We start from the raw sequence: 26,350 nt of genomic DNA on the forward strand, positions 1-26,350 counted from the left end.
ACAGTGACAATGGCAGATAACCGCAAGTATTACTACCTCAAGCTGAAAGAGAACTTTTTTGACAGCGACTCCATTGTGCTGCTGGAAGATATGAAAGACGGGATTTTATACTCCAATATCCTCTTGAAGCTGTACTTAAAATCGCTGAAAAACGGCGGTAAATTGCAGCTTGACGAGCATATCCCCTACACAGCGCAGATGATAGCGACACTGACCCGCCACCAGATAGGAACGGTTGAGAGGGCTTTGGAGATTTTCCGGCAGTTGGGGCTTGTGGAGCAGCTTGACAGCGGGGCTTTCTATATGACCGACATTGAGTTGATGATAGGACAGTCCTCTACCGAAGCCGAGCGAAAACGGGCGGCAAGGCTTGCAAACAAGGCTTTGCCACCACCCCGGACAAACGGCGGACATTTGTCCGACATTCGTCCACCAGAGATAGAGATAAAGAAAGAGATAGATATAGAGATAGAAAAAGAGAGAGAGTTAGAAACGGGACAAGCCCCCGCCCGCAGCTATGGCAGATACAACAATGTTTTTCTTTCCGATACGGAACTGGACGAGCTGAAAGCGGAACTGCCCGACAAATGGGAGTATTATATTGACCGGCTTTCCTGCCATATCGCTTCCACCGGGAAGCAGTACCACAGCCATGCAGCCACCATTTACAAGTGGGCGCAGGAGGACGCTGCCAAAGGCAAGGCTGCCCCGAAACAGGGCATACCCGATTATTCATGCAAGGAGGGCGAGAGCTTATGAAAAACGAGATTGAAGCTATGATTACGGACATTACAGCCACTACCGCCGAAGCGGAGGACTACACAGGCGAGGACGGGCTTTTATACTGCGGCAAGTGCCATACGCCAAAAGAAGCCTATTTTTCAAAAGAAACCGCCCAATGGTTAGGGCATGACCGACACCCGACAGAGTGCGACTGCCAGCGGGCAGCCCGTGAAAAACGGGAAGCCGCTGAAAGCCGACAGAAGCACCTTGAAACAGTGGAGGACTTGAAACGCCGGGGCTTTACCGACCCTGCTATGCGGAACTGGACATTTGAGCATGACAACGGCAGAAACCCGCAGACCGCAACCGCCCGTTTTTATGTGGAGAGCTGGGAAACCATGCAGGCTGAAAATATCGGCTACCTGTTCTGGGGCGGCGTGGGGACAGGAAAAAGCTACCTTGCCGCCTGTATCGCCAACGCCCTTATGGAGAAAGAGGTTGCCGTCTGCATGACAAACTTTGCAACAATACTCAATGACCTTGCCGCCAGCTTTGAGGGCAGGAATGAGTATAATTCCCGCCTTTGCAGCTACCCCCTGCTGATACTTGATGATTTCGGTATGGAGCGAGGGACAGAATACGGGCTGGAACAGGTTTATAGCGTGATTGACAGCCGTTACCGAAGCGGCAAGCCGCTGATCGCCACGACCAACCTCACGCTGGAGGAATTGCAGCACCCGCAGGACACGCCCCACGCCCGTATCTATGACAGGCTGACTTCCATGTGCGCCCCCGTCCGCTTCACGGGCAGCAACTTCCGAAAGGAAACCGCACAGGAAAAGCTGGAACGATTAAAGCAACTGATGAAGCAGCGAAAGGAGAGCCTATGACAGAAACCAAACAGACAAGCACCACCAAAACAGACCGCCGCCCGGACTGTGTAACGGAAATCCGCATGGGCAACTCCGTCCTTACCGTTTCCGGCTTCTTCAAGCAGGGCGCAACCGACACCGCAGCCGACAAGATGATGAAAGTGCTGGAAGCGGAAGCTACTACACAAAAAACGGCGATTTGACCGACCATAAAGAAGCAGATTTGACGCTTTTGCCGCTATACAGACAGCCGCCCCATGTGGTACAATCAAGGTACGGAATAGTGGGGCTGGCTGTCGGAAACGGAGGATTTTATGTTAAGACAGACCAACCAACAACCAATTACCGCCCTTTACCCAAGACTTTCCCATGAGGACGAGCTGCAAGGCGAGAGCAATTCCATTTCCAATCAGAAGCGTATCCTTGAAACCTATGCAAAGCAGAACGGCTTTTCCAATCTGCGCTGGTACACGGACGACGGTTATTCTGGTGCGAACTTTCAAAGACCCGGTTTTCAAGCCATGCTTGCGGACATTGAAGCCGGAAAAGTCGGGACAGTTATCGTAAAGGATATGTCGAGGTTAGGGCGAAACTACCTGCAAGTGGGAATGTACACGGAAATGATTTTCCCACAGAAAGGTGTCCGCTTCATCGCTATCAATGACGGAGTGGACAGCGCACAGGGCGACAATGATTTTGCCCCGCTGCGGAATATCTTTAACGAATGGCTGGTGAGAGATACGAGCAAGAAAATCAAAGCAGTGAAACGCTCAAAAGGCATGAGTGGCAAGCCTATCACAAGCAAGCCTGTGTATGGCTACCTCATGGACGAGGACGAAAATTTCATCATTGACGAGGAAGCTGCACCCGTAGTCAAGCAGATATACAATTTCTGCCTTGCCGGGAATGGTCCGACCAAGATAGCCCGTATGCTCACAGAGCAGCAAATCCCCACGCCGGGGACGCTGGAATACCGCAGGACGGGCAGCACTCGCCGCTACCACCCCGGCTATGAGTGCAAGTGGGCAACCAATACCGTTGTGCATATCCTTGAAAACCGGGAATACACGGGCTGCCTGGTAAACTTCAAGACGGAAAAACTCTCTTATAAAGTCAAGCACAGCGTAGAAAACCCGGAGGAAAAGCAAGCGATATTCGAGAACCACCACGAGCCTATCATAGACACCCAAACATGGGAACGGGTGCAGGAGCTTCGCAAGCAGCGCAAACGCCCCAACCGCTATGATGAAGTGGGCTTGTTCTCCGGCATACTGTTCTGTGCAGACTGCGGCAGTGTGATGTATCAGCAGCGATACCAGACGGACAAGCGCAAGCAGGACTGTTATATCTGCGGCAACTACAAGAAACGCACCCATGACTGTACAGCGCACTTTATCCGCACCGACCTCTTGACCGCTGGTGTACTATCCAATCTGCGGAAAGTGACCAGCTATGCGGCAAAGCATGAAGCCCGGTTTATAAAGCTCTTGATTGAGCAGAACGAGGACGGGGGCAAGCGCAGGAACGCCGCCAAGAAAAAGGAACTGGAAGCCGCCGAGAAACGCATAGCCGAGTTATCCGCTATCTTCAAGCGGCTGTATGAGGACAGCGTGACCGGGCGCATATCAGACGAGCGTTTCACAGAGCTGTCGGCAGACTATGAAGCAGAGCAACGGGAACTGAAAGAAAAAGCCGCCGCTATCCAAGCGGAGCTTTCCAAAGCACAGGAAGCCACCGTGAACGCAGAAAAGTTTATGAATGTTGTTCGGCGGCATACCAGCTTTGAAGAACTTACCCCTACTCTGCTGCGGGAGTTTGTAGAGAAAATCGTTGTACATGAGTGCAGCTATGACGAGAACAAGACCCGCAGACAGGACATTGAGATTTATTATTCTTTTGTTGGCAAGGTGGACTTGCCCGAATAACCGCCCGACCTATCCGACACAAGAGCTAAGTGCCGGATAGGAACGGCAAAATTTTTTACACTTCTATTACTTCTTTATCGCACATCAGTAAAAAGCCAGGGCATGAAGCAGCTCATGGCGGGCGGCGGTGTCGCTTTGATCGGCGGCACCCTTGTTCCGCTTCTTTCCAAACTTTTTGGATAATGCCTAAAACAAATACCACCCGCCGCGCCCTCTCGGAAACGGGAGGGCGCGGGAAAGGAGGGATTAACTTTTGATATGGCAGATGATTGAAGATTGGTTTCGCGGCATTTTGACAGACGGGATTTTATCGAACCTCTCCGGCTTGTTTGACAGCGTAAATACAGAGGTTGGAGAAATCGCAACGCAAGTCGGCACGACCCCCGCCGGGTGGAACGCGGGCATATTCAACATGATACGCAGCCTTTCGGAAAATGTCATTGTACCGATTGCGGGCGTTATCATTACCTTTGTCATGTGCTACGAACTAATCCAGCTTGTAATTGAAAAAAACAATCTGCACGATCTCGACACTTGGATTTTCTTCAAATGGATTTTTAAGACCTTTGTTGCGGTGCTGCTGGTAACAAACACTTGGAACATCGTCATGGGAGTTTTCGACGTTACGCAGAGCGTCGTCAATCAGAGCGCGGGGGTTATCATATCCGATACAAGCATAGACGTTACCACCGTCATTACCGACATTGAAGCAAAACTCGACGCTATGAGCGTGGGCGGTCTTTTGGGGTTATGGTTTCAATCCCTCTTTGTAGGGCTTACCATGAAAGCCCTGTCAATCTGCATTATGCTTGTGGTGTATGGGCGCATGATTGAAATATACCTTGTAACGAGCGTTGCCCCTATCCCGATGGCAACAATGGTAAATCACGAATGGGGCAGCATGGGACAGAATTACTTAAAATCTTTGCTTGCGCTTGGTTTTCAAGCGTTTTTGATTTTGGTGTGTGTCGGCATTTATGCGGTGTTGATACAGACAATCGCAGCGACCGACGACATATCCGGCGCGATCTGGGCTTGCATGGGCTATACCGTCCTCTTGTGCTTTACCCTTTTCAAAACAGGGAGCCTTGCAAAGAGCGTCTTTTCGGCACATTAAGGGGGTGAGTTATGATTTGAAAATCGGCTTAATCGACGTTGACAGCCATAATTTCCCCAACCTCTGCTTGATGAAGCTATCCGCGTATCATAAAGCAAAGGGGCATACGGTGGAATGGTGGAACACAAAGGAGCGGTACGACCTTGTATATAAAAGCCGCGTCTTTACGGACACCTATTCCAAAGACACGATAACCGTTACCAACGCGGAACAGGTCATTTTCGGCGGTACGGGCTACGACACGAAAAACCGCTTGCCGCCGGAAGTGGAACACAGTTACCCGGATTATTCAATCTACCCGCAGTTTTTCGGGATTGCTTACGGCTTTTTAAGCCGGGGTTGTCCGAGAAATTGCGGGTTTTGCATTGTCAGCGGTAAAGAGGGACGCAAAAGCGTTAAGGTTGCGGATTTGTCCGAGTTTTGGAAATGGCAGCCGGAAATAAAAAGCATGGACGCTAATCTGCTTGCCTGTCCCGACCATGAAAATCTCATTGAGCAGCTTATACGAAGCCGCGCATGGGTGGATTTTTCGCAAGGGCTGGATATTCGCCTTGTGAACAGGGATAATGTCAGCCTGTTAAATCGGGTACGGATAAAAGCGGTACATTTTGCATGGGATAATCCCGACGAGGACTTGACCGGGTATTTCCAACGTTTTTTGGATTTGACAGCTATTAAGAGCAGCCGCCAGCGGCGCGTGTATGTTCTTACCAACTACGGCAGCACTCACGAACAGGATTTATACCGCGTGAACACCTTGCGGGCTATGGGCTTTGACCCGTATGTGATGATTTACGAGCGTCCAACCGCCCCGCCTGTTACCCGCCATTTGCAACGGTGGGTAAACAACAAGCGGCTTTTCTATGCTGTTCCCCGCTTTGAAGATTACATTCCGGGCAGAAAGGAGGTTTGAAATGGCGTATGTAACCGTCCCAAAGGACTTAACAAAAATCAAAAGCAAGGTAATGTTCAACCTTACCAAACGACAGCTAATTTGTTTCAGCGCGGCGGTAGCAATCGGACTGCCGCTGTTCTTTTTGGTAAAAGGCAGCGTTGGAACGAGCGCAGCGGCATTGTGCATGGTGCTTGCCATGCTGCCCATGTTCCTACTCGCCATGTATGAGAAGAACGGGCAACCGCTGGAAGTGATTATACGGCAATTTGTGGAAGTGAAGTTTCTTCGCCCCAAAGAGCGACCTTATCAGACCAACAATTTCTATGCCGCCCTTGCGCGGCAGGAGCGATTAGATAAGGAGGTACGGGCGATTGTCAAAGGAAAAGGGAAAGACCCAAAACGAAAAGCGTAAACTTACGCGGCAGGAAAAGAAACAGATCGACGCGCTTATCCGGCAGGCAAAGGGCGACGGGAAGCCCCATACGGCGCAGGACAGCATACCGTTTGAGCGAATGTATAAGGACGGGATTTGCCGACTTGCAAACGGGCGGTATTCCAAGTGCATTGAGTTTGAAGATATTAACTATCAGCTTGCGCAGCCGGACGACAAAACCGCCATTTTTGAAGCCCTTTGCGATATGTATAACTCGTTCGACGCTTCGATTGGCGTGCAGCTTTCCTTAATCAGCCGCCATGCGAACAAGGACGATTTTAAGAACAGTATCACGATTGCACCGCAGAATGACGACTTCGACAGTATCAGAGCAGAATACACCGAAATGCTTAGGACGCAGCTTGAGCGCGGCAACAACGGGCTTATCAAGACCAAGTTTCTCACCTTTACCATTGAAGCGAAAGACATTAAATCGGCGCGGGCGCGGCTTGCCCGTATCGAAACGGACACCCTCAACCATTTTAAGGTGATCGGCGCGGCGGCGCGGGTACTGGACGGGAAGCAGCGGCTTGAAGTGCTGCATGGGCTTTTCCACCCGGACGGGGAACGCTTTAATTTTGCGTGGGAATGGCTACCCGCAAGCGGCCTTTCCGTCAAAGACTTTATTGCCCCGTCCTCTTTCCGTTTTGGCGACGGGCGAATGTTTCAGATGGGCGGGAAGTTTGGCGCGGTTTCCTTTTTGCAGATTGCCGCACCGGAACTTTCAGACCGTATGCTTGCCGACTTCATGGAAGCGGAAAACGGGATTGTCGTTAATCTGCACATTCAGAGTATCGACCACAACGAAGCAATCAAGACCATCAAGCGGAAAATCACCGATTTAGACCGCATGAAGATTGAGGAACAGAAAAAGGCAATCCGCAGCGGCTACGACATGGATATAATTCCGTCCGACCTTGCCACCTACGGCGGCGAAGCGAAAAACCTTTTGCGGGATTTGCAGAGCCGGAACGAGCGAATGTTTTTGCTTACGCTGTTAGTTTTGAATGTGGCCGACACAAAGCAGAAATTGGACAACGACGTATTCAGTGCCGCAAGTATCGCGCAGAAATACAACTGTATGCTCACCCGCCTTGACTACCGGCAGGAACAGGGGCTTATGTCCTCTATCCCGTTGGGGGAAAACCTAATCCATATCCAGCGCGGCTTGACAACTTCCAGCACCGCTATTTTCGTCCCCTTTACGGTACAAGAACTATTCCAAAGCGGCGAAGCGTTGTATTACGGCTTAAACGCCCTTTCTAACAACATGATTTTGTGCGACAGGAAACGGCTGAAAAACCCCAACGGCCTTATCCTCGGCACACCGGGCAGCGGCAAGAGTTTTTCGGCAAAGCGCGAGATCACCAACGCTTTTCTCATTACCGCAGACGATATTATCATTTGCGACCCGGAAGCGGAGTATTATCCCCTTGTGGAACGGCTGAAAGGACAGGTTATCAAGGTTTCGCAGAACAGCACGCAGTACATTAACCCGATGGACATAAATCTCAATTACAGCGAGGGCGACACGCCCATAGCCTTAAAAAGCGATTTTATCCTTTCCTTTTGTGAGTTGATTATGGGCGGCAAAAACGGGCTGGAAGCGGTTGAAAAGACCTTGATTGACCGCGCCGTTATCAGCGTGTACCGCAGCTACCTTGCAGACCCGAAGCCGGAGAATATGCCGATTTTGGGCGACCTCTACAATGAAATCAAGAAGCAGCCGGAAAAGGAAGCGCAGCGTATCGCGTCGGCATTGGAACTCTATGTAAACGGCAGCTTGAATGTGTTTAACCATAGGACAAACGTTGACATTCATAACCGCCTTGTCTGCTTTGATATTAAAGAACTCGGCACCCAGCTACGAAAACTCGGTATGCTCATTGTCCAAGACCAGGTTTGGAACAGAGTTACCATAAACCGCAGCGAGGGCAAAGCGACGCGGTATTACATCGACGAATTTCATTTGCTCTTGAAAGAGGAACAAACCGCCGCCTATTCCGTTGAAATATGGAAAAGGTTTAGGAAATGGGGCGGTATTCCGACAGGTATCACCCAAAATGTCAAAGATTTGTTGTCGTCCCGCGAGGTACAGAATATCTTTGAAAACTCGGACTTTGTGTATATGCTCAACCAAGCCCAGGGCGACAGGGAAATCCTTGCAAAGCAGCTTAACATTTCGCAGCAGCAAATGACCTATGTAACCCATTCCGAAGCGGGCGAGGGGCTTATCTTCTATGGCAACGTGATTTTGCCCTTTATTGACCGTTTCCCGCAGGATACGGAATTGTACCGCGTCATGACGACCAAACCCGGCGAGGTGTCGGCATGAGGATAGAAACGGATAAAATCTATTGCGGCGACAGTTTGCAGGTACTTCAAACCTTGCCGGAAAACGCGGTTGATTGTTGCGTAACGTCCCCGCCCTATTACGCCTTGCGGGACTACGGCGCAGACGGGCAGATCGGACGGGAAGCAACGCCGGAGGAATATGTTTCCCGCATTACGGCGGTATTCCATGAGGTAAAGCGGGTGCTTACGCCGGAGGGGACTTGTTGGCTGAATATCGCGGACACTTATTGCGGCACAGGCAGCAAAGCCGACCACCAAGACCCGAAATACCCCAAAGGCAGGAACGGGCAGCAAGTGGCGTTTAACCACCGCGCCCCCGGCTGCAAGCCGAAAGACCTAATCGGTATTCCGTGGCTTGTAGCCCTTGCCTTGCGGGGCGACGGTTGGTATTTGCGCAGTTCTATCATTTGGCACAAAACAAACCCCATGCCGGAAAGCACGCGGGACAGGCCGACCCGCTGCTATGAGTATGTGTTTCTGCTTACCAAGTCAAAGAAGTATTTTTACGATTGGCAAGCAGTAGCCGAGCCGATAGCCCCCACAACGGCGGGGCGGCTGAAAAGCGGAGTTGGCAAAGGAAACAAGTATAACGTTACTGTTCCGGGGCAAAACCAGCCGCAGAAAATCAACCGCCCCCGCGAAAAGGGCGCATACGCCGACGAGTTGATTTCCCCCGTCCGCAGCCGCCGCAACGTTTGGCAGATCAACAATGTTGCGTATCATGGCGGGCATTTCGCGGCATACCCGCCGAAACTTGCGGAAACGTGCATTTTGGCGGGCTGTCCCGTGGGCGGGATTGTCCTTGACCCCTTTTTCGGCAGCGGCACGACGGGCATGGTAGCAAAACGGCTTAACCGCCGCTATATCGGCATTGAGTTAAACCCCGACTATTGCGACCTTGCAAAACAGCGGATTGGAGGTGATGAAGATTGAGCAAGGAACTGAAAGCCCCCGACAAGGTAACACAGAAAATGACCCGCGACGGTGCGGTTGCGGAAAACCTTACGACGGGCGAAACAACAAGTATCAGCGAAAGGCCGCAGGAGGAAAACTATTCAGCCCCCGCAGGGGCGGCAGCGGAAAAGGTTGTGCAGCATATCGGCGCAGAGGTTGAGCGACACGCCGCAAAAGGCGCGGAGAAAAAAGCCATTGACGCGGCGCAGCCCAAAACCCATTCTTCCCGCTTGCAGTTTTCCGAAGCGGAACGGGCAACGCCGGAACTTCAAAAGGCAATTAAGAAATCGGACAAGGCGGCAGACCGTTTAGACGCGGCGCGGGCGGCTATACCCAAGCAGACCAAAATCACAAAAGAGCGCGTTTTTGACGAAGCGAAAGGCAAGGCAAAAACGCGCCTTTCCTTTGAAAAGACGGATAAGCCCCCAAACGGCAAGTTGCGGCATAACCCCTTATCCCGTCCGACGCAGGAGTTAAACAGTACCGTACACGGGAAAATCTACGAGGTAGAGAAAGAAAACGTTGGTGTGGAGAGTGGACACCGGGTAGAACTTGCCGGAGAGAAAGCGGGCGGCATGGCGGCGCGGGCGGTTAAGGGCGGCATACGCCGCCACAAGCTGAAACCCTACCGGGCAGCGGCGGCAGCGGAAAAACAAGCGGTAAAGGCAAACGCCGATTTCCTCTATCAAAAGGCGCTGCACGATAACCCCGCGCTTGCGCACTCCAACCCCATTTCCCGCTTTTGGCAGAAGCAGCGCATTAAAAAGCAATACGCAAAAACGCTGAAAGCGAGCGGCAAAGTGAAAAAGACCGCCGAAGCCACCGCAAAGGCGGCGAAGAAAACGGCGCAGGAAACCAAACGGGCGACGTTCTTTGTCGTCCGGCATTGGAAAGGCTGTTTGATTGTGGGCGGGATTGCCTTTATCGTGCTTCTGTTTTTCGGCGGCTTGTCCTCTTGTTCCCTGTTCGGCGGCAACAGCGGCAGCGGCTTGATTGCGTCGTCCTATCTCTCCGAGGACGCGGATATTACAGGCGCAGAAAGCGCGTATGCCGCTATGGAAGCCGAATTACAGGATATGCTGGATAACATCGAAAGCGAATACCCCGGCTATGACGAATACCGGGTAACGGCTGACGAGATCGAGCATGACCCGTATGTGCTAATCTCTATCCTCTCCGCGTGGCATGAGGGCGTGTTTACTCTCGATGAAGCGCAAAGCACCCTTGAAATGCTCTTTGATAAACAATATATCTTGACGGTTACGGAGGAAGTCGAGGTACGCTACCGCACCGAAACGCGGACGGACAGCGAGGGCAACGAATACGACGTTGAAGTACCCTATAACTATTACATTCTCAATGTGGATTTGGAAAACTTCAACCTCTCCCATGTTCCCGTTTACATTATGGGCGAGGAACAGCTATCCATGTACGCTATGTATATGTCGTCGCTTGGAAACCGACCCGACCTTTTCCCGCAATCCGGCTATATCTCAAAATACTATGAAAACCCGCCAGCAGATTATGAAATCCCGCCCGCCTATCTGGAAGATGAACAGTTTGCGCGATTGATTGAAGAAGCTGAAAAGTATGTCGGTTTTCCCTATGTGTGGGGCGGCAGCAGCCCGGAAACCTCTTTTGATTGCAGCGGTTTTGTTAGCTATGTGCTGACGAACAGCGGCTTATACAATACGGGCAGACTTGGGGCGCAGGGGCTTTACAACATCTCAACCCGCGTTTCCAACCCGCAGCCGGGGGATTTGGTTTTCTTTACGGGTACATACGACACACCGGGCGTATCTCATGTGGGTATCTACGTTGGCGAGGACGGGGACGGAAGCCCCGTCATGCTGCATTGTGGCGACCCGATACAATACGCAAAACTTGATACAAGCTATTGGCAATCCCATTTTTACGCCTATGGGCGGCTACATTACAACTGACTTTGAAAGGAGTTTATTTCTATGGCAAACACGAAACTTGACCGTATCGAAAGGGATATTGAGAAAACGAGGGCGAAAATCCTTGAATACCAAAAAAGGCTGAAAGACCTTGAAGCGCAGAAAATCGAGGAAGAAAACGCGCAGATCGTTCAAATGGTGAAAGCGGTACACCTTGACGGGGCGCAGCTTGCCGCGTTCCTCTCCGCTTACGCCAGCGGCGAAATTGCCTTGCCGCAGCCGGACGCAGACTATACCGACGAACAGGAGGAAACCGAAGATGAAGCATAAAAAACTGTTCCGCAGCGTTACCGCTTTGCTTGCCGCCCTTGTACTCATGGGCGGCTTTTCTGTTACCGCTTTTGCGGGCGGCGGTGATGTGAGCGACGAGCCGCCTACCCCCGTAACCGAAACCGAGCCGGAAGAAACGACGGGCGGCTATGAGCCGCAGCCCTTAACGCCGGAGGGCAACATGAGCCTTGTGGACGACATAACAGGCGAAGCGTCCGGCGATAAGCAGTTTATTACCGTCGTTACGAAAAACGGAAACTATTTTTACATCATCATTGACCGCGCCGAGGACGGAGAAAACACCGTCCATTTCCTCAATCAAGTTGATGAAAAAGACCTTTTGCAGCTTATGGAGGACGAACAGACCGAAACCCCCGCTTGTAGCTGTACTGAAAAATGCGCCCCCGGAAGCGTCAACACCGATTGCCCCGTTTGCAGCGTCAATATGAGCGAGTGCGCGGGCAAGGAAGCCGAGCCGGAGCCGGAAGAAACCGAGCAGCCGGAGCCGGAGGAAGATAAAGGCGGCGGCATGGGCGGTGCTATTCTGCTTGTGGTGCTGCTTCTTGCCGCAGCGGGCGGCGGCGCGTTCTATTACTTTAAGATTATGAAGCCTAAAAAGGACGCGGCAAAAGGCAGCAGCAACCTTGACGATCTCGATTTTGACGAGGACGACGAGGACGAGGAAGAATTAGAAACCGAGCAGGAGGACGAGGAAGTATGAAACTTGTAATTGCAGAGAAACCGAGCGTCGGGGCGGCGATTGCCGCCGTACTTGGCGCGAATGAAAAGCGCAGCGGATATTTTGAGGGCAGCGGCTACCTTGTGTCCTGGTGTATCGGGCATTTGATTAGCCTTGCGGACGCGGCGACCTACAACGAGCAGTACCGAAAATGGAAGTATGATGATCTCCCCATTGTCCCGCAGGATTGGCAGTTTACCGTTGCCAGCGGCAAGGAGCAGCAGTTTTCCGTACTCAAAGACCTTATGCACCGCAGCGACGTTTCCGAGATTGTCAATGCGTGCGACAGCGGGCGCGAGGGAGAACTCATTTTTCGATTTGTCTACGAACAGGCAAATTGCCAAAAGCCCTTTTCCCGCCTTTGGATTAGCAGCATGGAAGAAAGCGCAATCCGTGAGGGCTTTTCAAACCTCAAAGACGGGCGCAGCTATGACGACCTCTATCAATCCGCGCTTTGCAGAGCAAAGGCAGATTGGCTTGTCGGGATTAACGCGACCCGCCTTTTCTCTATCCTCTATCACAAAACGCTGAATGTTGGCAGAGTGCAAACGCCCACCCTTACCATGCTGGTAAACCGCGACTATGCGATCAGCAGCTTTAAGAAAGAAAAATATCATGTTGTCCGTCTGGACGCGGGCAGTATTTCGGCTTTGTCCGAAAGGCTGAACGACGAAGCGGCAGCGCAGCAGATGAAAGCGGCTTGCGAGAAATCGCAAGCCGTTTGTACTTCCCTCAAAAAAGAGAAAAAGACCGTTTCCCCGCCGAAGCTGTTTGACCTTACCGCATTGCAGCGCGAAGCCAACCGCCTGTATGGATTTACGGCGAAACAGACCCTTGATTATGCGCAAGCCCTCTATGAAAAGCGGCTTTTGACCTACCCCCGCACCGACAGTAAATATATCACTTCCGATATGCAGAGCAGCACAAAGGAACTCATTACCGGGCTTTGTTCGCTGCTTCCCTTTATGCAGGGGGTAAAGCTGCAAGCCGACCTTACAAGGGTTTGCGACAACAGCAAAGTAACCGACCACCACGCTATTTTGCCGACAGCCGAGTTTTTGAAAGCGGGCTTTTCTTCCCTTGCTGACAGCGAAACAAAACTTATGACCCTTGTGTGCGCGAAGCTGCTTTGCGCCGCAGCCGCGCCCTATGAATACGAAGCGGTTACGGCGGTTATCTCTTGCGGCGGCTATACCTTTACCGCAAAGGGCAAGACGACGCTTTGCGAGGGGTGGCGTGAGATTGAAAAGCTGTCCCGCGCCGCGTCCGAGGAACAGGACGAGGACGCAGAGCCGGAAACCGTTTTGCCCCCGCTTGCCGAGGGGCAGACCTTTGATAATCCGGCAGCGGAGATCTCCGAGCGTTACACGCAGCCCCCGAAAGCATATACCGAAGATACGCTTCTGTCCGCTATGGAGAACGCGGGCAAGGAAGAAACGCCGGAGGACGCAGAGCGCAAAGGGTTAGGCACTACCGCAACGCGGGCGGGTATCATTGAAAAACTCATTAGCGCGGGCTTTGCCGAGCGCAAGGGCAAAAAGCTAATCCCCACAAAGGACGGGTATAACCTTGCCGCTATTCTGCCCGAAGTCCTTACGTCCCCGCAGCTTACGGCAGAATGGGAAACCCGCCTTACCGGGATTGCCAAAGGCAGCGACAGCCCGGACGATTTCATGCGCAGCATTGAAGAAATGACAGCGGGGCTTGTCAAAACCTATTCCGCGATTTCCGAAGATAAAGCGAAGCTGTTTGCCCCGCAGCGGGAAGCAATCGGTACTTGTCCCCGTTGCGGCGCGGCGGTTTACGAGGGCAAGAAAAACTACTACTGTTCCGACAGGGCGTGCAGCTTTGTCATGTGGAAAAATGACTTGTTCTTTCAGCAGCGCAAAAAGACTTTCACAAAGGCGATTGCCGCCGCCCTTTTGAAAGACGGAAAGGTAAAAATCAAGGGTATGTACTCCACCAAAACGGGAAAGACCTTTGACGGGGTTGTGCTGCTTGCCGACACAGGCGGCAAGTATGTAAACTTCCGCGTCGAGCAGAACCGAAAATGATTAGGCTTGATGAAAAGCAGTATCGAGCCGTTAAGAAAATGACCCGCGCCGCGTGCGCCAACAACGATTGCGGGAACTGTCTGCTATTGGACGACGGGGAAACTTGCGTTTGTGTGCAGAGTATCAGCTATTCGCTGTTATGCCGTTATTTCCGCGAAGCGGTTTTACCCGCAGACAGGCAGCTATGCGAACAGATCACCCGCAGCGGGGAAACCGATTTGAAGCGTTGTGCGGTATGCGGCAGCACGTTTGCGGCGGGCAGCAACCGGGCGAAATACTGTCCCGATTGCGCGGCAAAGATACGCCGCAGACAGAAAGCGGAAAGCGAGAGAAACAGGCGTTTACGGATAAAAACAACTACATAGCAAGCACAGCAAACGAGTACCCGTTTGCGAGAAATGCCCGCGCTTCCCATAGAGAGCGCGGACATTTTGCTTGTTGGGATAGTCCCAAACCCTTAAAAATCGAGAAAGGACGTGATGAAACAATATGCCGTATTCTTCATACGACCATGACAAATTGGAAACCGCCGAAACCATGCGGATAGAACGCCGGATATATTTTGAAGCAAAGGACGGGGAGATTGCCCCCTATGTTTCTTTGCCGCCGGAGCAGCTACACGCCATGCGCGAGGAAAGCGCGGCAGCGGAACAGGCGATTTTTAACGACCTTGCAAGACGCGCCGCCGCTTGGGAGGAACAGGCGGGAAAAACGCTTTTGCTTGACAAAGCGATTGAATACACAAGGACAACCGTTGTGCAGCACACTTCTAACGAGTGGCAGAAAGGCGAATATGACCGATATACCCGCAGCAACCGGGTATATCAGATGAACTACCACATTTACGAGAACACCCGTTACGACAGGGAGAAGCAGCAAAGCGTCCCTTACTCTTATTCTCTCACATGGGGCGTTTATACCAACAGCCCGAACAGGAACGGGCAAGCGAAGATTGCCGGACAGGACAGAAAGGTTTTTTCCGACAAGGCGGCTATGGAAAAGTATCTGAATGGACGTATCAAAGCATATGACCGTCTGTTTACGGAAATCTCCCCGCCTATCCCGCAGGAGTACGCCGAGCATTTCAAAGTAAACGGTATGCTCTTACCGGGCTACACCATTGAGGGCGAGGAACCCCCGCAGCAGCCACAGGCGGCAACTATCCCCGAAACTACCGGGCAGCAAAAGGAGCGTGAACACATGAGCGAACAGTTTTCTATTATGATTGGCAACCGCAGCCGTTTTGAAGCGGGCGACCCCGACGGTTATTGGCTGGATATGCCCGCCACAAAGGAGCAGCTTCACGAAGCTATGCAGAGCGTCGGCATTACCGCCGACAACCCGCAGGATTTTTCCATTCGCGGCTTTTCCGACGACCCGGAAAAACATATTGCCTTGCCTTATGACATGGTATGCGCCGCCAGCGTGGACGAACTCAATTTTCTTGCGGCGCGGATTGAGCAGCTGGACCCCGCCGAGATCGGCAAGCTGAACGCAGCCTTGCAGCAGAAAAACGGCTTTGAGAACATCGGACAGGTAATCGACTTCACCTACAACGTGGATTTCTACGTCCATATTCCCGAAGTAAATACCTACCGCGATTTGGGCGACTACTACTTAAATCAATCCGGCATGGTACAAATGCCCGAAGAATGGAAAGGCGGGATTGACCTTACCGCGTTTGGCAGGAACGCCGCCGAGCAGGAAAAGGGCGCGTTTACCGAATACGGCTATATCGTCGAAAGCGGCGACGAGTGGGAGCGTCAGTTTGAGGGGCGCGAAGTGCCGGAGGAATACCGCATTATGAGTTACCCGCAGCAAGAGCGCGGCGAACAGGATAAAGTCTTTATGGACGCAGCCGAAGCGCAGCAGACAGAAACGCCGCCCGCCGAGCCGCCGCAGCCCCGCCCCGTCGTGCCGATTATCCTTTCTTCTGAAAAACCCGGCGACAAGGTAAAGGAGATCACCGCCCGTCTGGAACAGGGCATACAAGCGATTTTTGACAGCGACCGCTACAAAGAGTTTTTAACGGCTATGTCAAAGTTTCACGATTATAGCTTGAATAACACTATCCTAATTGCCATGCAGGGCGGCAATTTGGTAAAGGGCTATTCACAATGGCAGAAAGAGTTTGACCGCCATGTGAAAAGCGGCGAGAAAGGTATTAAAATCTTTGCCCCCGCACCCTACAAGGTAAAAAAACTGGTGGATAAAATCGACCCCGACACAAGAAAGCCCATACTTGACAGCGAGGGAAAGACGGTTAAGGAAGAAAAGGAAGTTACCGTTCCCGCCTTTAAGGTTGTAACCGTCTTTGACATTTCGCAGACCGAGGGCAAGGAGTTCCCCGATCTTTCGGTTAAGCCGCTGCTTGCCGATGTGGAACAGTACGAGGACTTTTTTGCCGCCCTTGAAAAAGCGTCCCCCGTTCCGATTGCTTTTGAGCAGATCACAAACGGCGCAAACGGATATTTCAGTTTGACCGATAAGCGAATTGCTATCAAAGAGGGTGTGAGTGAGCTGCAAGCGGTTAAGACCGCCATTCACGAAATCGCCCATGCGAAGCTGCATGACGTGGACTTAAACGCCCCGCTGGAGGAACAAAACCGCGTTGACCGCCGCAGCCGCGAGGTACAGGCTGAAAGCGTCGCCTATACGGTGTGTCAGCATTTCGGGCTTGATACGTCGGATTACTCTTTCGGGTATGTGGCGGGTTGGAGCAGCGGCAAGGAAATGACCGAATTAAAAGCGTCCCTTGAAACGATACAGGCGACCGCAAAGGAACTCATTACCGAGATTGAGGGGCATTTTACCGAATTGCAGCAGCAGCGGCAAGCCGAGCAGGAGCAGGAAGCGAAAACAAAAGAAACCTTGCTTCTCAACGGCAAGGAGGACAGCTACGGGATTTATCAGTTAGCCCGCAGAGAGGAAACTATGGATTTGCGCTTTGAGCCGTTCGACCGTCTGCAAGCAACGGGGCATACCGTTGACCGGGCAAATTATGAACTCGTCTATACCGCGCCGCTTACAAAGGATATGACGCTTGGCGGCATTTGGGAAAAGTTTAATATCGACCACCCCGCCGACTTTAAGGGGCATAGCCTTTCCGTTTCCGACATTGTTGTGCTTCATCAGAACGGCGAGAACACCGCCCATTATGTAGACAGCATAGGTTTTCAGCAAGTGCCGGAGTTTTTACAGGAGCAAGCGCAGCAGACCCCCGTATTTGATAAGCTATCTCCCGAACAGCAGCAAGCCCTATCCGATACCGTAAAAGATACGCTGCAACTGCTTGTAGACGCGGACAAGCGGATTTATGGCGACGTTACGGGCAAGACCCTTGAAGCAATCGCGGCGCAAGGGTATTCCTACAAGGACGGGCAGCTTGAAAAGCAGCAGCCGGAAGCGACCCCCGAAAGCCTTATGACGGGCGAAACCGTCAGAACGCCGAGGGGCAATTTTCATATTACCGACATGAGCCGCGAACAGATCGAAGCAGCGGGCTTTGGTTTTCATCATGCGTCGGAGGACGGGAAGTATCTTATTATGGGAAATGGCACACAGGCGTTTGCCATAGCCGCCGAGCAGCCACAGCGGGATAATCCCTTAAAGCACGTCGAGGACACCATAGAGCAAAACGACAACAATTTTGACGGGCTTATCAATAACACACCGCAAACGCCCACCGTCGCAGACTTGGAGCAGCGGGCAAAGGCGGGGGAAGCGATTTCCGTTACCGACCTTGCAAAAGCGGTAAAAGCCGAGAAACGGGAACAGCCGCAGAAAAAACCGTCCATTTTGAAGAAGCTGGACGAGTACAAGAAACAGGCGGCGCAGCAGCCGAAAGATAAGCAGAAAGAGCATAAAAAGGATTTGGAGGTTTGATAGCATGAATATCCGCTTTACCGTTGAGGAAGAAAACATTGTTGCGATCTACGCCGAGGACAGCCGGGAAACGACGCTTGAAAATATCCTTGCCGCCATGCCCTACATGGACGAGGATATACGCCAGCTTGCCGCCGCAGCGGTGAACAAGCTGCAAGCCATGACGGACAGCGAGTTTTCCGAAAGGGAGTTTATCTTGACCGACGAAGAATAGCCCATAGAAAACAGGGGCGCGGTTGCCGACTTCCGGCACCGCGCCCCTGTTCTTTTTTCCCTTGCGTGGACAATTAGAAAGCCGTTTTTGCGGGTTTGAATATAAAGTATCGTCTATGCCGTTTCCGCACGCTGGAAGCCGCAGAAACACAGGCGTTTTCAGCCCTTAACGTTCCACTTGCTACCCCATGTTTTGCGCTTTATCGCTCCTGCTCCCGCGCCTTGCTTTGGGACGGGTAAAGAATACTATCGACGTTCTTTTTGACAATGCCGTATTCCTGCATTTGCTTTTTCGTTTGGCGGTAATCCTCATACAATTTGCTTTTCCTGTCGTTTAAGCTGCTATACTCCTTGCGCAGCGCAGCGAGATCGGGTAGCTTCTTTATCTGCATTTCCTTTAATGCCCTTGCCGCAGCTTCAAACAGGATAATTTCGCTTTCATGCCCCCGCAGATACTTTTCCTTGTCCCGCGACTTCCTGTATTCTTCATAAATCGGTTTTAACTGTCGGTATGTGGTGGTGTGCTTGATAAGCAGCGACAAATCAGACATACGCTGTTCCACTTCCTTAACCGCCTTTGCCGCCGCGTCATGAGCGGTCATAATATCGGCTATCTTGCTTTCAAGTTCGCTATAATACTCAATCTTGTTTTCGGTTAGGAAGTTCATGCTTTTAGCAGCCTGTTTCAGATTATGGATTTTTGCCCACCGTTCATAGCCCGCCGACTGTTGGGCTTTGATACTGTTTTCAAGATCGACGACAAGCCGGATTTTCTTATCTTCCCGCAGCGTTTTTGTTTTGGCAACATACACGCCCTTGATACGCTCCTTTATCGCTTCTTCCGTATAGGCCGCGCCGAGCGTCTTTGTGCGGGTAAACCGTTCCTGTCCGGCAGCGCGAAAGGAAATGTATTTGCCCTGTTTGATTTCATACCCCATTTCCTGCAAGCGGCGCAGCAGTTCGTCAAAATCTTTCACTTGGGGAATGAGAGTATCTATCGCCGTTTTCAGCTTTGCTTTGTAGCTTGTCCCTTGCTTTTCGGCGGTGTATTCTGCATAGCTTTTTCCCTTGTCCTGTCCCGGTACGACGACGGATAGCCCATGCTCTTTACATATCCTGTCGCTGGTGCGCCGGATAAAGTGATAGCTTTGCTTGTTGGAATGGTACTTTTTGTAGTCAACGAAGCTAACCGCGTTGAAAATCAAGTGATTATGCAGATGGTCTTTATCGACGTGAGTTGTCAAAACAAACTCATACTTGCCGCCTAATACCGCCCCGGCAAGTTCCATGCCGATTTTGTGCGCTTCTTCCGGTGTGGTTTCTCCCACCGCAAAGGATTGTATCAAGTGCCGCCCTAAATGTGTGCCGCGATCTCCGGCAGCTTCCCGCGTCCATGCAAACTCAATATCGGCGGTTTCCAGCCCGCAGCCGAAAGAGGACGCAAGCAGCTTCCCGTCTGTCTTTTCGGGATTTAAGATATAGTCTATCGCAGCCTTTAAGGTTGATTTAATAGGGTGCGTCTTTGTAACCGCCATATCTCGTCCACCGCCTTTTTAATGTCCTCTATATCCTGCCTGTAAACCGTCCCCGTCGCATTGGCGCGTTTTGCAATTTGGTTGATGTTCCGGCTCACCGCTTGCAGTTCCCGGATATATGCTTTTGTGTCGCTTCGGTCAACGACAAGAATATACCCGTCTATCGCCATTTTACGGAAGTATGCCCCATACTGCTTTATGGGAAGCTGCTTCATCTTCTCGTCGATCAGCCGCTTTTCTTCTTCCGTAACGTAAAACTTCATCTGTATATTTCTCTTTCGGTTTTCCATTTCCGCACCGCCTTTCGGTATAAGGGTTTGGGATTATCCCAACAAGCATTTTCCGCAAACGGGTACTCGTTTGCTGTGCTTGCTATCTACTCCATACCCCCACCGAAAGGCGGTATTTGTTGCGCGTTCCTTTGATTTTGGACGCAAAAAAAGATTGCAGCCGCCATGCGCTGCAATCTCCCGATTTCTCATATTGTGAGGTTAATCCTCTGCTTTTTCGACTTCCGTTATCTCCCTTGCTGTTGCGGTTACAATCCGTATGCCTTTATCGCTCATACCGTCCAGCAGCGCGTCAAGCTGCCGCCGCCCGGTGGATTTCTCCGCATTGCTGTTCGGGAAGAAAAATTGATCTACCGAAATATGATACCGGGTTACAAGGTCATAGAATACCTGTAAACTCGGCTGTTGTCCCTTGTTCTCGATATTCGCAAGGTAGCGCGGGGAAATATATAACTCGTCGCTTACCTTTTTGCGGCTCTCGCCGTATTCATTTCTCGCGGCTTTTATAGCTGCCCCGAAAGCCTTAAAGTCGTACAATGGTACGGGTCTTTTTGCCATTTTCATTCACCCTGTTACATTTTACAGTTCACCTTTCTTTTTGGATATGTCCACACAATTCATATCATTAGGTTAAATACTTCCTGTTGTGTATTGACAGTAGACTGATTTTCTGATAAAATAAAATTTATGTAAAAGGAGGCGGCGTTTATGTTGCATAGCATGCGTATTAGATAAGCATTGAAAAAAAGGATTTTCCCATTTTCAACATGGGCTTTTTTGTCATGCTTATTTTGCGGATGCTATACAAAAAACTAACGACGTATAGATATAGTATAGACATAGTGCAAGCTATGCCTTAGTTTTGTTGTACTGCTCTGTGCATTATAAATGCAGGTCAATGCTCATGTTGAGGATTGACCTGCATTTTTTTGTGTAAAAAGGACGAGTGAAATATAATGCTTAAAAAATATTGGATAAAATGTCCGATTTGTAACGGAAAGACGAGAGTTCAAGTATTTCATAATACTGTATTAAAAGATTTTCCTCTTTTCTGCCCTAAATGCAAATTGACGCATATCATTGATGTAGAAAAATTAGAGATTGTAATCAAAAATACAGAAAAACAAACTTTTATTATTTAGAAGAAAGGATATAAAAATGAAACGTTTACCTAAATATACGCCTGCGGAAGTACGGAATGATCCATACGGATTTACTTACAAAGAAATGTCGGAAGTTATTGGCGAGAATGAAGCAAAAGCCTTATATGAAGAATTATATAAGCAATTACCACGCAAAAAAAATCTATCAATGTTGGTAAAAAATATTTGCAAAAGCAGTGATACTGAAAAGTATGTTTACGAACTGAAAGACAACAAATACATTGAAACGGTTTTTATCAAGCGGCGAGATGGTGGAACTGTTTGCGTGAGCACACAAGTCGGTTGTCCTGTTGGTTGTATTTTTTGTGAGTCCGGGCGAAATGGCTTTGTTCGTAATCTAACATCGTCAGAAATCGTACAACAGATTATATTGTTGCGTCGAAAAGTAAACCGTATCGTTTTTATGGGTATGGGAGAGCCTTTATTCAATTATGACAACTTGATAAAAGCAATCCATATTCTCCGAGATAGATATGGGCTCAACTTTCCAACCGACGGCATTACCATATCAACAGTTGGTCCGGTCGATCAATTAAAAAAATTGCGCGAGGAACATCTTAAAATTCAGTTGACAATATCTTTACACGCAGCAACACAATCTGCAAGAAATCGTATTATTCCTCACATGCGCATATATGCTATTGAAGATGTTGTTAAGCAAGCCTTATCCTATTCTGAAAGGCATAATCGCAAAATTGTCTTTGCGTATTTGCTTTTACCGGGTATAAATGACCGGCCCTCAGATGTAAGACAACTTGCAAAATGGTTTCGGGGCAAAAAAGTTATGATTAACGTGTTACAATACAACCCAACAAGCAATTCAAGAATTAAAGCACCACAGAAACGGGAAATAGTTGCATTCAAACATCAATTAGAGCAAGCAGGACTTGAAGTTACTATGAGAGTTTCTCATGGCAGAGAGATTAACGCGGCTTGTGGACAGTTAGCTAACACATATAATAAATTCAAAAAAAAATGATTAAAAGTGCCAGACGCATAGACGCAGAGCCGATAACGCATTAGGTCAAAAAACCTATGTGTTATCGGCTTTTTTATTTAATATTGCGCAAAAGCCGCTGTTCCCTATTATAGAATGGATTGCGGGTAGTGTATTAAAGTCGCCCTTTTTTAAGGATACGGCGGTATCGGGGAGGTATCGCCGTGTCCATTTTTATTTACTGTAACCCGCCTAATGCTTTGCGGTCAAAAAAAGCTATGCTCCGCAAGCGGGATATTCCGGCTATGAATGTGAACTGTCAATACATTTAGTTACTGCTTACATTTCCTTTGCGCCCGTCCGCGTCTTGCGGACGGGCGCATTTTGTTTTTTTCAACTTTTTTCTGAAAAGCGCACTAAAGAGCCATCTCCCAAACGGGTACGGAGCGAAAGGGGCAGAGAGGACAAGCCCTTAACTCCCGTCCTCTACTCCACGCGGGAAGGAGGTGAACTCTATGGAGCTATCTTCTTCCGACAAGGAAAGAATACAACATCAGTACGACGCATTAGCAAAGAAAACTTTGGTCGGCGAAGCGAAAAGCTACCGCCGCACTCTTGCGAAACGCGCAGCACGCGAAGTTACTTTTTCGGATTTGAGCGAAAGCGAACTCGCGCAGCTTTTCACAACGGACGAATACGAAAGCGATTATTTCCGTTTTCAAGTGTCCGGTTTTGATGTACTCGTCAAAAATGAACTGCTTGCCGAAGCCCTTAACGCTTTGCCCGAAAGAAAACGCGACATTATCCTGTTGTCCTACTTTTTGGATATGAGCGACGCGGAAATTGGCGAACTGCTGAATGTTGTACGCACGACGGTTTTCCGGCACAGGAAATCCGCGCTTGCGAAAATCAAACAGTATTTGGAGGGAAAAGCAGATGATGAATACCGTTAGGAAGTCTGAAAATCTGTTGCCGTTCCCTGTCATTTCCGCAGCGGCAAACGGCGACACAACCGCCATGTGCGCGATCTTGAAGCACTACGAGGGTTACATAGCGAAACTTTGTACCCGCACGCTGAAAGACGACGCGGGCAATACCTATTCCTATGTGGACGAGGAAATGCGTAACAGGCTGCAAGTGCGCCTTATTACCCGCACCCTTGCTTTTCATGTAGGATAATCTTTTAGCCCATGCGGGGAGCGTGTCCCCTTTCCACGCTTCCCGTTATGGGCTATTTGTCGTTCCGCAAAAGCATATCCGCTGTTGATGTGCTTTTGCAGGCCGACAAAGCCTATTGTTCTTTGACAAAGAAAGCGGCCTTTGGTGCGCAGCATAACAGGCAAACGGGTACATTCCGTCTGTACCGAGCCAGTCGGCGGGTACGCCATGACAGCTTTTCCCCTACGGGGAAAAGCCGAGCGAAAACTACCGCGCCGTAAAGCAAGTGTGGCAGCTTGTGGGCGACGACATACAAACGGCTACAATGATACTCGCGCATTGGACGCCCTCAAAGCATCGTGCGCCGCACCCATAAGCATGGGCCGGGGTGAAACTCCCGTGAGGTTGCAGCTAACAACCGCCCGTTTCAGCCTTATTTCTCATATCGTACAAGCCGGAGCGCATATTCTGTATTATGCCGCTAACCGGGAGGGAAAGAAGATGATTACCAAGTTACAACTTCAACAAATGAGAAACCTTGATATTACACAGGTTGACCGCAGCACTTTGGTTGATATTCGTAATATCCATGTTGACAGTTCTTTGCCAGCAGCAAAGAAAATGCAAAGCTACTTTGAGCAGATTGTAAATCCATACTGTTTTCTTTGTGGTGATACACCCGTAAGAATACGGTTTGTCGCAGAGGATAGAACGCTAAAGCAATCATTGTGCGATTACTTTTTAAGTCTGAAATAACCGCCGACTTTCCCTAACTCTATGGGTAAGACCTTGTGATTACGGGGCGAAAATGGTATAATTAACTCGTAATTATAGGGGGAAAGGAGGTATAATGCCCCGCATACGCAAAGACAAAATGGCACGCAGTTATGCAGAGCCGTTTTGGAAAATTGGGCTATACATTCGACTATCCAGAGAGGACGACAACGAGGACGAAAGCGAGAGTGTTATTAACCAAGAAAAGATACTCCGCGACTTTGTAGACAGCTATTTTGAGCCGGGAACCTATGTGATTGTAGACGTGTTTGCCGACGACGGATTGACAGGCACCGACACAGCGCGACCAAACTTCAAACGGCTTGAGGGCTGCATTGTCCGCAAAGAAGTAAACTGCATGATTATCAAATCCCTTGCACGCGGTTTCCGCAACCTTGCCGACCAGCAAAAGTTTTTGGAGGAGTTCATACCCATTAACGGCGCAAGGTTTATTTGCACAGGCACGCCATTTATTGACACTTACGCAAACCCCCATTCTGCAAGCGGCCTTGAAGTACCTATTAGGGGAATGTTCAACGAGCAGTTTGCCGCGACCACTTCCGAAGAAATCCGCAAAACATTCAAGATGAAACGGGAGCGCGGCGAGTTCATAGGCGCGTTTGCCCCTTACGGCTACAAGAAAGACCCAAACGACAAAAACAGCTTGATTGTAGATGAAGAAGCAGCGGAGGTTGTCAAAAGCATTTATCATTGGTTTGTCAATGAGGGGTACAGTAAAATGGGGATTGCAAAGCGGCTTAACCAGATGGGAGAGCCGAACCCCGAAGCCTATAAGAAGAAAAAAGGCTTTAAGTATAACAACCCTAATTCCGACAAAAACGATGGTTTGTGGTCTGCCAGCACGATTGCAAGGATATTGCAAAATGAAGTTTATACGGGCGTAATGGTGCAAGGCCGTAATCGCGTAATAAGCTACAAAGTACACAAGCAGATTAACGTCCCCGAAGAAGAATGGTTTGTCGTCCCCAACACACACGAAGCGATTATTGACAGGGAAACATTCGAGAAAGCGCAAGCCCTACATAAGCGTGACACAAGGACAGCCCCCGGCAAACAGGAAGTCTATCTCATGTCCGGCTTTGTCCGTTGCGCGGATTGTAAAAAGGCCATGCGGCGCAAAACCGCCCGCGATATTGCCTACTACTCTTGCCGCAGCTACACCGATAAGAAGATTTGCAGCAAACATTCTATCCGGCAAGACAAGTTGGAAAACGCGGTATTGGCAGCGTTGCAAATGCAAATTGTCCTTGTAGATCGGCTTGCAGAAGAAATTGAACGGATTAACAACGCGCCTGTTATCAACCGGGAAAGCAAGAGATTATCCCATTCCTTGAAACAGGCAGAGAAGCAGCTAAAACAGTACAATGACGCTTCCGATAGCTTGTACCTTGATTGGAAAAGCGGTGAGATTACCAAAGAGGAATACCGCCGCTTGAAAGGCAAGATTGCAGAACAGATACAACAGCTTGAAGCGAACATCTCCTATCTGAAAGAGGAAATGCAGGTAATGGCTGATGGTATCGGAACCGACGACCCGTATCTAACCGCCTTTCTGAAATACAAAAACATTCAGAGCCTTAACCGCGGGATTATGGTTGAACTCGTAAAAGCGGTTTGGGTGCATGAGAACGGGGAAATAACGGTTGACTTCAATTTTGCCGACGAGTACCAGCGAATTATTGATTACATCGAGAATAACCACAACGTTATCCGAGTGATTGAGAACAAGGCAATCTAACGGCTTGCCTACTTAACACAAAGGAAAATCTAATGTTGTGCATAAATAAACGGCTCTACAGGTCCAACAGGCCCAACCGGAGCAGAAGGTGCAGCCGGAGCGGCAGGAACAGATGGGGCGACAGGTCCGACAGGCCCAACAGGTCCGACCGGACCGACGGGAGCAGTGCCGGCACCGGCAGCAGCTGTTACTGATTTGTCATCCAGTGCATCGCTCACAGATGTAGTGAACAAAGTCAATGAACTTCTTGAAAGTCTTAGAGATGCAGGTTTCTTAGCCCAGTAATAAATAAGAATATTATAAAAATGCCGGTTTCCAAAAGAGCCGGCATTTTTGAT

The 26,350-nt window shown here is 50.0% G+C and carries 27 protein-coding genes; 23 read left to right on the forward strand and 4 right to left on the reverse strand.

Annotation, left to right across the window (positions count from 1 at the left end):
• Window positions 1-9 precede the first annotated feature (9 nt).
• The 17 genes from H8692_RS07425 (at window position 10) to H8692_RS07505 (ending at window position 18,397) form a co-directional block, all read left to right on the forward strand.
• Window positions 10-759 (forward strand): phage replisome organizer N-terminal domain-containing protein, encoded by a 750-nt coding sequence (locus tag H8692_RS07425; RefSeq protein WP_117854429.1) that lies wholly within the window; start codon window positions 10-12, stop codon window positions 757-759.
• Complete coding sequence (locus H8692_RS07430) at window positions 756-1,613, forward strand: ATP-binding protein (protein ID WP_118411737.1); 858 nt, start codon at window positions 756-758, stop codon at window positions 1,611-1,613. The genes H8692_RS07425 and H8692_RS07430 overlap by 4 nt, the downstream gene beginning before the upstream one ends.
• Window positions 1,610-1,798 (forward strand): transposon-encoded TnpW family protein, encoded by a 189-nt coding sequence (locus tag H8692_RS07435; RefSeq protein ID WP_118411736.1) that lies wholly within the window; start codon window positions 1,610-1,612, stop codon window positions 1,796-1,798. Before H8692_RS07430 ends, H8692_RS07435 begins: the two co-directional genes overlap by 4 nt.
• A 111-nt stretch (window positions 1,799-1,909) precedes the next feature.
• Window positions 1,910-3,520: a recombinase family protein gene (locus tag H8692_RS07440; RefSeq protein WP_055222985.1), complete on the forward strand. Its 1,611-nt coding sequence runs from the start codon at window positions 1,910-1,912 to the stop codon at window positions 3,518-3,520.
• A 36-nt stretch (window positions 3,521-3,556) separates the two neighbouring features.
• Complete coding sequence (locus H8692_RS11045) at window positions 3,557-3,703, forward strand: Maff2 family mobile element protein (RefSeq protein WP_187525427.1); 147 nt, start codon at window positions 3,557-3,559, stop codon at window positions 3,701-3,703.
• 82 nt (window positions 3,704-3,785) lie between these two features.
• On the forward strand, window positions 3,786-4,637 hold the full coding sequence (locus H8692_RS07450; protein ID WP_003431220.1) for a VirB6/TrbL-like conjugal transfer protein, CD1112 family: 852 nt from the start codon (window positions 3,786-3,788) through the stop codon (window positions 4,635-4,637).
• A gap of 16 nt (window positions 4,638-4,653) precedes the next feature.
• Window positions 4,654-5,550: a radical SAM protein gene (locus H8692_RS07455; RefSeq protein ID WP_187372648.1), complete on the forward strand. Its 897-nt coding sequence runs from the start codon at window positions 4,654-4,656 to the stop codon at window positions 5,548-5,550.
• A gap of 1 nt (window position 5,551) precedes the next feature.
• On the forward strand, window positions 5,552-5,944 hold the full coding sequence (locus H8692_RS07460) for a PrgI family protein (protein ID WP_003508247.1): 393 nt from the start codon (window positions 5,552-5,554) through the stop codon (window positions 5,942-5,944).
• A complete protein-coding gene (locus tag H8692_RS07465) occupies window positions 5,904-8,300 on the forward strand; it encodes a VirB4-like conjugal transfer ATPase, CD1110 family (RefSeq protein ID WP_003508249.1) in 2,397 nt (798 codons plus the stop codon). The genes H8692_RS07460 and H8692_RS07465 overlap by 41 nt, the downstream gene beginning before the upstream one ends.
• Window positions 8,297-9,253, forward strand: coding sequence for a DNA-methyltransferase (locus H8692_RS07470; RefSeq protein ID WP_003508252.1), 957 nt, complete (start codon window positions 8,297-8,299; stop codon window positions 9,251-9,253). The genes H8692_RS07465 and H8692_RS07470 overlap by 4 nt, the downstream gene beginning before the upstream one ends.
• Window positions 9,250-11,217, forward strand: a complete 1,968-nt coding sequence (locus tag H8692_RS07475) for a C40 family peptidase (protein ID WP_003508254.1) — start codon at window positions 9,250-9,252, stop codon at window positions 11,215-11,217. The genes H8692_RS07470 and H8692_RS07475 overlap by 4 nt, the downstream gene beginning before the upstream one ends.
• 21 nt (window positions 11,218-11,238) lie before the next feature.
• Complete coding sequence (locus H8692_RS07480) at window positions 11,239-11,505, forward strand: DUF4315 family protein (RefSeq protein WP_003508256.1); 267 nt, start codon at window positions 11,239-11,241, stop codon at window positions 11,503-11,505.
• Entirely contained in the window at window positions 11,495-12,226 is a 732-nt protein-coding gene (locus H8692_RS07485) for a DUF4366 domain-containing protein (RefSeq protein WP_003508267.1), read from the forward strand. Before H8692_RS07480 ends, H8692_RS07485 begins: the two co-directional genes overlap by 11 nt.
• The gene (locus tag H8692_RS07490) at window positions 12,223-14,298 is read left to right on the forward strand and encodes a type IA DNA topoisomerase (RefSeq protein WP_003508269.1); all 2,076 of its coding nucleotides are present in this window, start codon (window positions 12,223-12,225) and stop codon (window positions 14,296-14,298) included. The genes H8692_RS07485 and H8692_RS07490 overlap by 4 nt, the downstream gene beginning before the upstream one ends.
• Complete coding sequence (locus H8692_RS07495; protein ID WP_007860200.1) at window positions 14,295-14,663, forward strand: cysteine-rich VLP domain-containing protein; 369 nt, start codon at window positions 14,295-14,297, stop codon at window positions 14,661-14,663. Before H8692_RS07490 ends, H8692_RS07495 begins: the two co-directional genes overlap by 4 nt.
• Window positions 14,664-14,787: 124 nt before the next feature.
• Window positions 14,788-18,183, forward strand: coding sequence for a YodL domain-containing protein (locus tag H8692_RS07500; protein ID WP_003508272.1), 3,396 nt, complete (start codon window positions 14,788-14,790; stop codon window positions 18,181-18,183).
• A 4-nt stretch (window positions 18,184-18,187) separates the two neighbouring features.
• Window positions 18,188-18,397 carry a transposon-transfer assisting family protein gene (locus tag H8692_RS07505; RefSeq protein WP_003508273.1) on the forward strand — a complete coding sequence of 70 codons (210 nt, stop codon included), beginning with the start codon at window positions 18,188-18,190 and terminating at the stop codon, window positions 18,395-18,397.
• 199 nt (window positions 18,398-18,596) lie between these two features.
• On the opposite strand, the gene H8692_RS07510 is transcribed toward H8692_RS07505, so the two are convergent.
• The 3 genes from H8692_RS07510 to H8692_RS07520 all read right to left on the reverse strand — a co-directional run bounded on the left by H8692_RS07510 (window position 18,597) and on the right by H8692_RS07520 (window position 20,779).
• Entirely contained in the window at window positions 18,597-19,931 is a 1,335-nt protein-coding gene (locus tag H8692_RS07510) for a relaxase/mobilization nuclease domain-containing protein (protein ID WP_003508281.1), read from the reverse strand.
• On the reverse strand, window positions 19,892-20,221 hold the full coding sequence (locus H8692_RS07515) for a plasmid mobilization protein (RefSeq protein WP_002584958.1): 330 nt from the start codon (window positions 20,219-20,221) through the stop codon (window positions 19,892-19,894). The genes H8692_RS07510 and H8692_RS07515 overlap by 40 nt, the downstream gene beginning before the upstream one ends.
• Before the next feature lie 201 nt (window positions 20,222-20,422).
• Window positions 20,423-20,779, reverse strand: a complete 357-nt coding sequence (locus H8692_RS07520) for a helix-turn-helix transcriptional regulator (protein WP_002584957.1) — start codon at window positions 20,777-20,779, stop codon at window positions 20,423-20,425.
• A gap of 398 nt (window positions 20,780-21,177) precedes the next feature.
• Here H8692_RS07520 and H8692_RS07525 point away from each other — a divergent pair, with 398 nt between their 5' ends.
• From H8692_RS07525 to H8692_RS07550, 6 genes are all read left to right on the forward strand, one after another.
• Window positions 21,178-21,363, forward strand: a complete 186-nt coding sequence (locus H8692_RS07525; protein WP_003431289.1) for a cysteine-rich KTR domain-containing protein — start codon at window positions 21,178-21,180, stop codon at window positions 21,361-21,363.
• Between the two features lie 16 nt (window positions 21,364-21,379).
• Window positions 21,380-22,363: a 23S rRNA (adenine(2503)-C(2))-methyltransferase RlmN gene (gene rlmN / locus H8692_RS07530; RefSeq protein ID WP_002584956.1), complete on the forward strand. Its 984-nt coding sequence runs from the start codon at window positions 21,380-21,382 to the stop codon at window positions 22,361-22,363.
• Window positions 22,364-22,836: 473 nt separating this feature from the next.
• Complete coding sequence (locus H8692_RS07535) at window positions 22,837-23,274, forward strand: sigma-70 family RNA polymerase sigma factor (protein ID WP_003508282.1); 438 nt, start codon at window positions 22,837-22,839, stop codon at window positions 23,272-23,274.
• Window positions 23,258-23,500 (forward strand): helix-turn-helix domain-containing protein, encoded by a 243-nt coding sequence (locus H8692_RS07540; RefSeq protein ID WP_002604473.1) that lies wholly within the window; start codon window positions 23,258-23,260, stop codon window positions 23,498-23,500. The genes H8692_RS07535 and H8692_RS07540 overlap by 17 nt, the downstream gene beginning before the upstream one ends.
• Before the next feature lie 207 nt (window positions 23,501-23,707).
• Entirely contained in the window at window positions 23,708-24,235 is a 528-nt protein-coding gene (locus H8692_RS10785) for a DUF6870 family protein (RefSeq protein ID WP_242828773.1), read from the forward strand.
• 118 nt (window positions 24,236-24,353) lie between these two features.
• Window positions 24,354-26,012, forward strand: coding sequence for a recombinase family protein (locus tag H8692_RS07550; protein ID WP_465250895.1), 1,659 nt, complete (start codon window positions 24,354-24,356; stop codon window positions 26,010-26,012).
• A 29-nt stretch (window positions 26,013-26,041) separates the two neighbouring features.
• On the opposite strand, the gene H8692_RS10880 is transcribed toward H8692_RS07550, so the two are convergent.
• On the reverse strand, window positions 26,042-26,245 hold the full coding sequence (locus H8692_RS10880; RefSeq protein ID WP_283242300.1) for a hypothetical protein: 204 nt from the start codon (window positions 26,243-26,245) through the stop codon (window positions 26,042-26,044).
• Window positions 26,246-26,350: the final 105 nt, after the last annotated feature.

Origin of the sequence: Lentihominibacter hominis, assembly GCF_014385065.1 — a bacterium.
GTDB classification, from domain to species: Bacteria; Bacillota; Clostridia; order Peptostreptococcales; family Anaerovoracaceae; genus Lentihominibacter; species Lentihominibacter hominis.

What these genes read in the sequence shown, in the direction of transcription:
- H8692_RS07480 (WP_003508256.1), top strand. Translation starts at nt 11,239, where the DNA reads ATGGCAAACACGAAACTTGACCGTATCGAAAGGGATATTGAGAAAACG.
- H8692_RS07500 (WP_003508272.1), top strand. Translation starts at nt 14,788, where the DNA reads ATGCCGTATTCTTCATACGACCATGACAAATTGGAAACCGCCGAAACC.
- H8692_RS07425 (WP_117854429.1), top strand. Translation starts at nt 10, where the DNA reads ATGGCAGATAACCGCAAGTATTACTACCTCAAGCTGAAAGAGAACTTT.
- H8692_RS07525 (WP_003431289.1), top strand. Translation starts at nt 21,178, where the DNA reads ATGCTTAAAAAATATTGGATAAAATGTCCGATTTGTAACGGAAAGACG.
- H8692_RS07510 (WP_003508281.1), bottom strand. Translation starts at nt 19,931, where the DNA reads ATGGCGGTTACAAAGACGCACCCTATTAAATCAACCTTAAAGGCTGCG.
- H8692_RS07470 (WP_003508252.1), top strand. Translation starts at nt 8,297, where the DNA reads ATGAGGATAGAAACGGATAAAATCTATTGCGGCGACAGTTTGCAGGTA.
- H8692_RS07540 (WP_002604473.1), top strand. Translation starts at nt 23,258, where the DNA reads ATGATGAATACCGTTAGGAAGTCTGAAAATCTGTTGCCGTTCCCTGTC.
- H8692_RS07485 (WP_003508267.1), top strand. Translation starts at nt 11,495, where the DNA reads ATGAAGCATAAAAAACTGTTCCGCAGCGTTACCGCTTTGCTTGCCGCC.
- H8692_RS07440 (WP_055222985.1), top strand. Translation starts at nt 1,910, where the DNA reads ATGTTAAGACAGACCAACCAACAACCAATTACCGCCCTTTACCCAAGA.
- H8692_RS07505 (WP_003508273.1), top strand. Translation starts at nt 18,188, where the DNA reads ATGAATATCCGCTTTACCGTTGAGGAAGAAAACATTGTTGCGATCTAC.
- H8692_RS07550 (WP_465250895.1), top strand. Translation starts at nt 24,354, where the DNA reads ATGGCACGCAGTTATGCAGAGCCGTTTTGGAAAATTGGGCTATACATT.
- H8692_RS07520 (WP_002584957.1), bottom strand. Translation starts at nt 20,779, where the DNA reads ATGGCAAAAAGACCCGTACCATTGTACGACTTTAAGGCTTTCGGGGCA.
- H8692_RS07430 (WP_118411737.1), top strand. Translation starts at nt 756, where the DNA reads ATGAAAAACGAGATTGAAGCTATGATTACGGACATTACAGCCACTACC.
- H8692_RS07435 (WP_118411736.1), top strand. Translation starts at nt 1,610, where the DNA reads ATGACAGAAACCAAACAGACAAGCACCACCAAAACAGACCGCCGCCCG.
- H8692_RS07460 (WP_003508247.1), top strand. Translation starts at nt 5,552, where the DNA reads ATGGCGTATGTAACCGTCCCAAAGGACTTAACAAAAATCAAAAGCAAG.
- H8692_RS10785 (WP_242828773.1), top strand. Translation starts at nt 23,708, where the DNA reads ATGACAGCTTTTCCCCTACGGGGAAAAGCCGAGCGAAAACTACCGCGC.
- H8692_RS07490 (WP_003508269.1), top strand. Translation starts at nt 12,223, where the DNA reads ATGAAACTTGTAATTGCAGAGAAACCGAGCGTCGGGGCGGCGATTGCC.
- rlmN (WP_002584956.1), top strand. Translation starts at nt 21,380, where the DNA reads ATGAAACGTTTACCTAAATATACGCCTGCGGAAGTACGGAATGATCCA.
- H8692_RS07495 (WP_007860200.1), top strand. Translation starts at nt 14,295, where the DNA reads ATGATTAGGCTTGATGAAAAGCAGTATCGAGCCGTTAAGAAAATGACC.
- H8692_RS07535 (WP_003508282.1), top strand. Translation starts at nt 22,837, where the DNA reads ATGGAGCTATCTTCTTCCGACAAGGAAAGAATACAACATCAGTACGAC.
- H8692_RS07515 (WP_002584958.1), bottom strand. Translation starts at nt 20,221, where the DNA reads ATGGAAAACCGAAAGAGAAATATACAGATGAAGTTTTACGTTACGGAA.
- H8692_RS07450 (WP_003431220.1), top strand. Translation starts at nt 3,786, where the DNA reads ATGATTGAAGATTGGTTTCGCGGCATTTTGACAGACGGGATTTTATCG.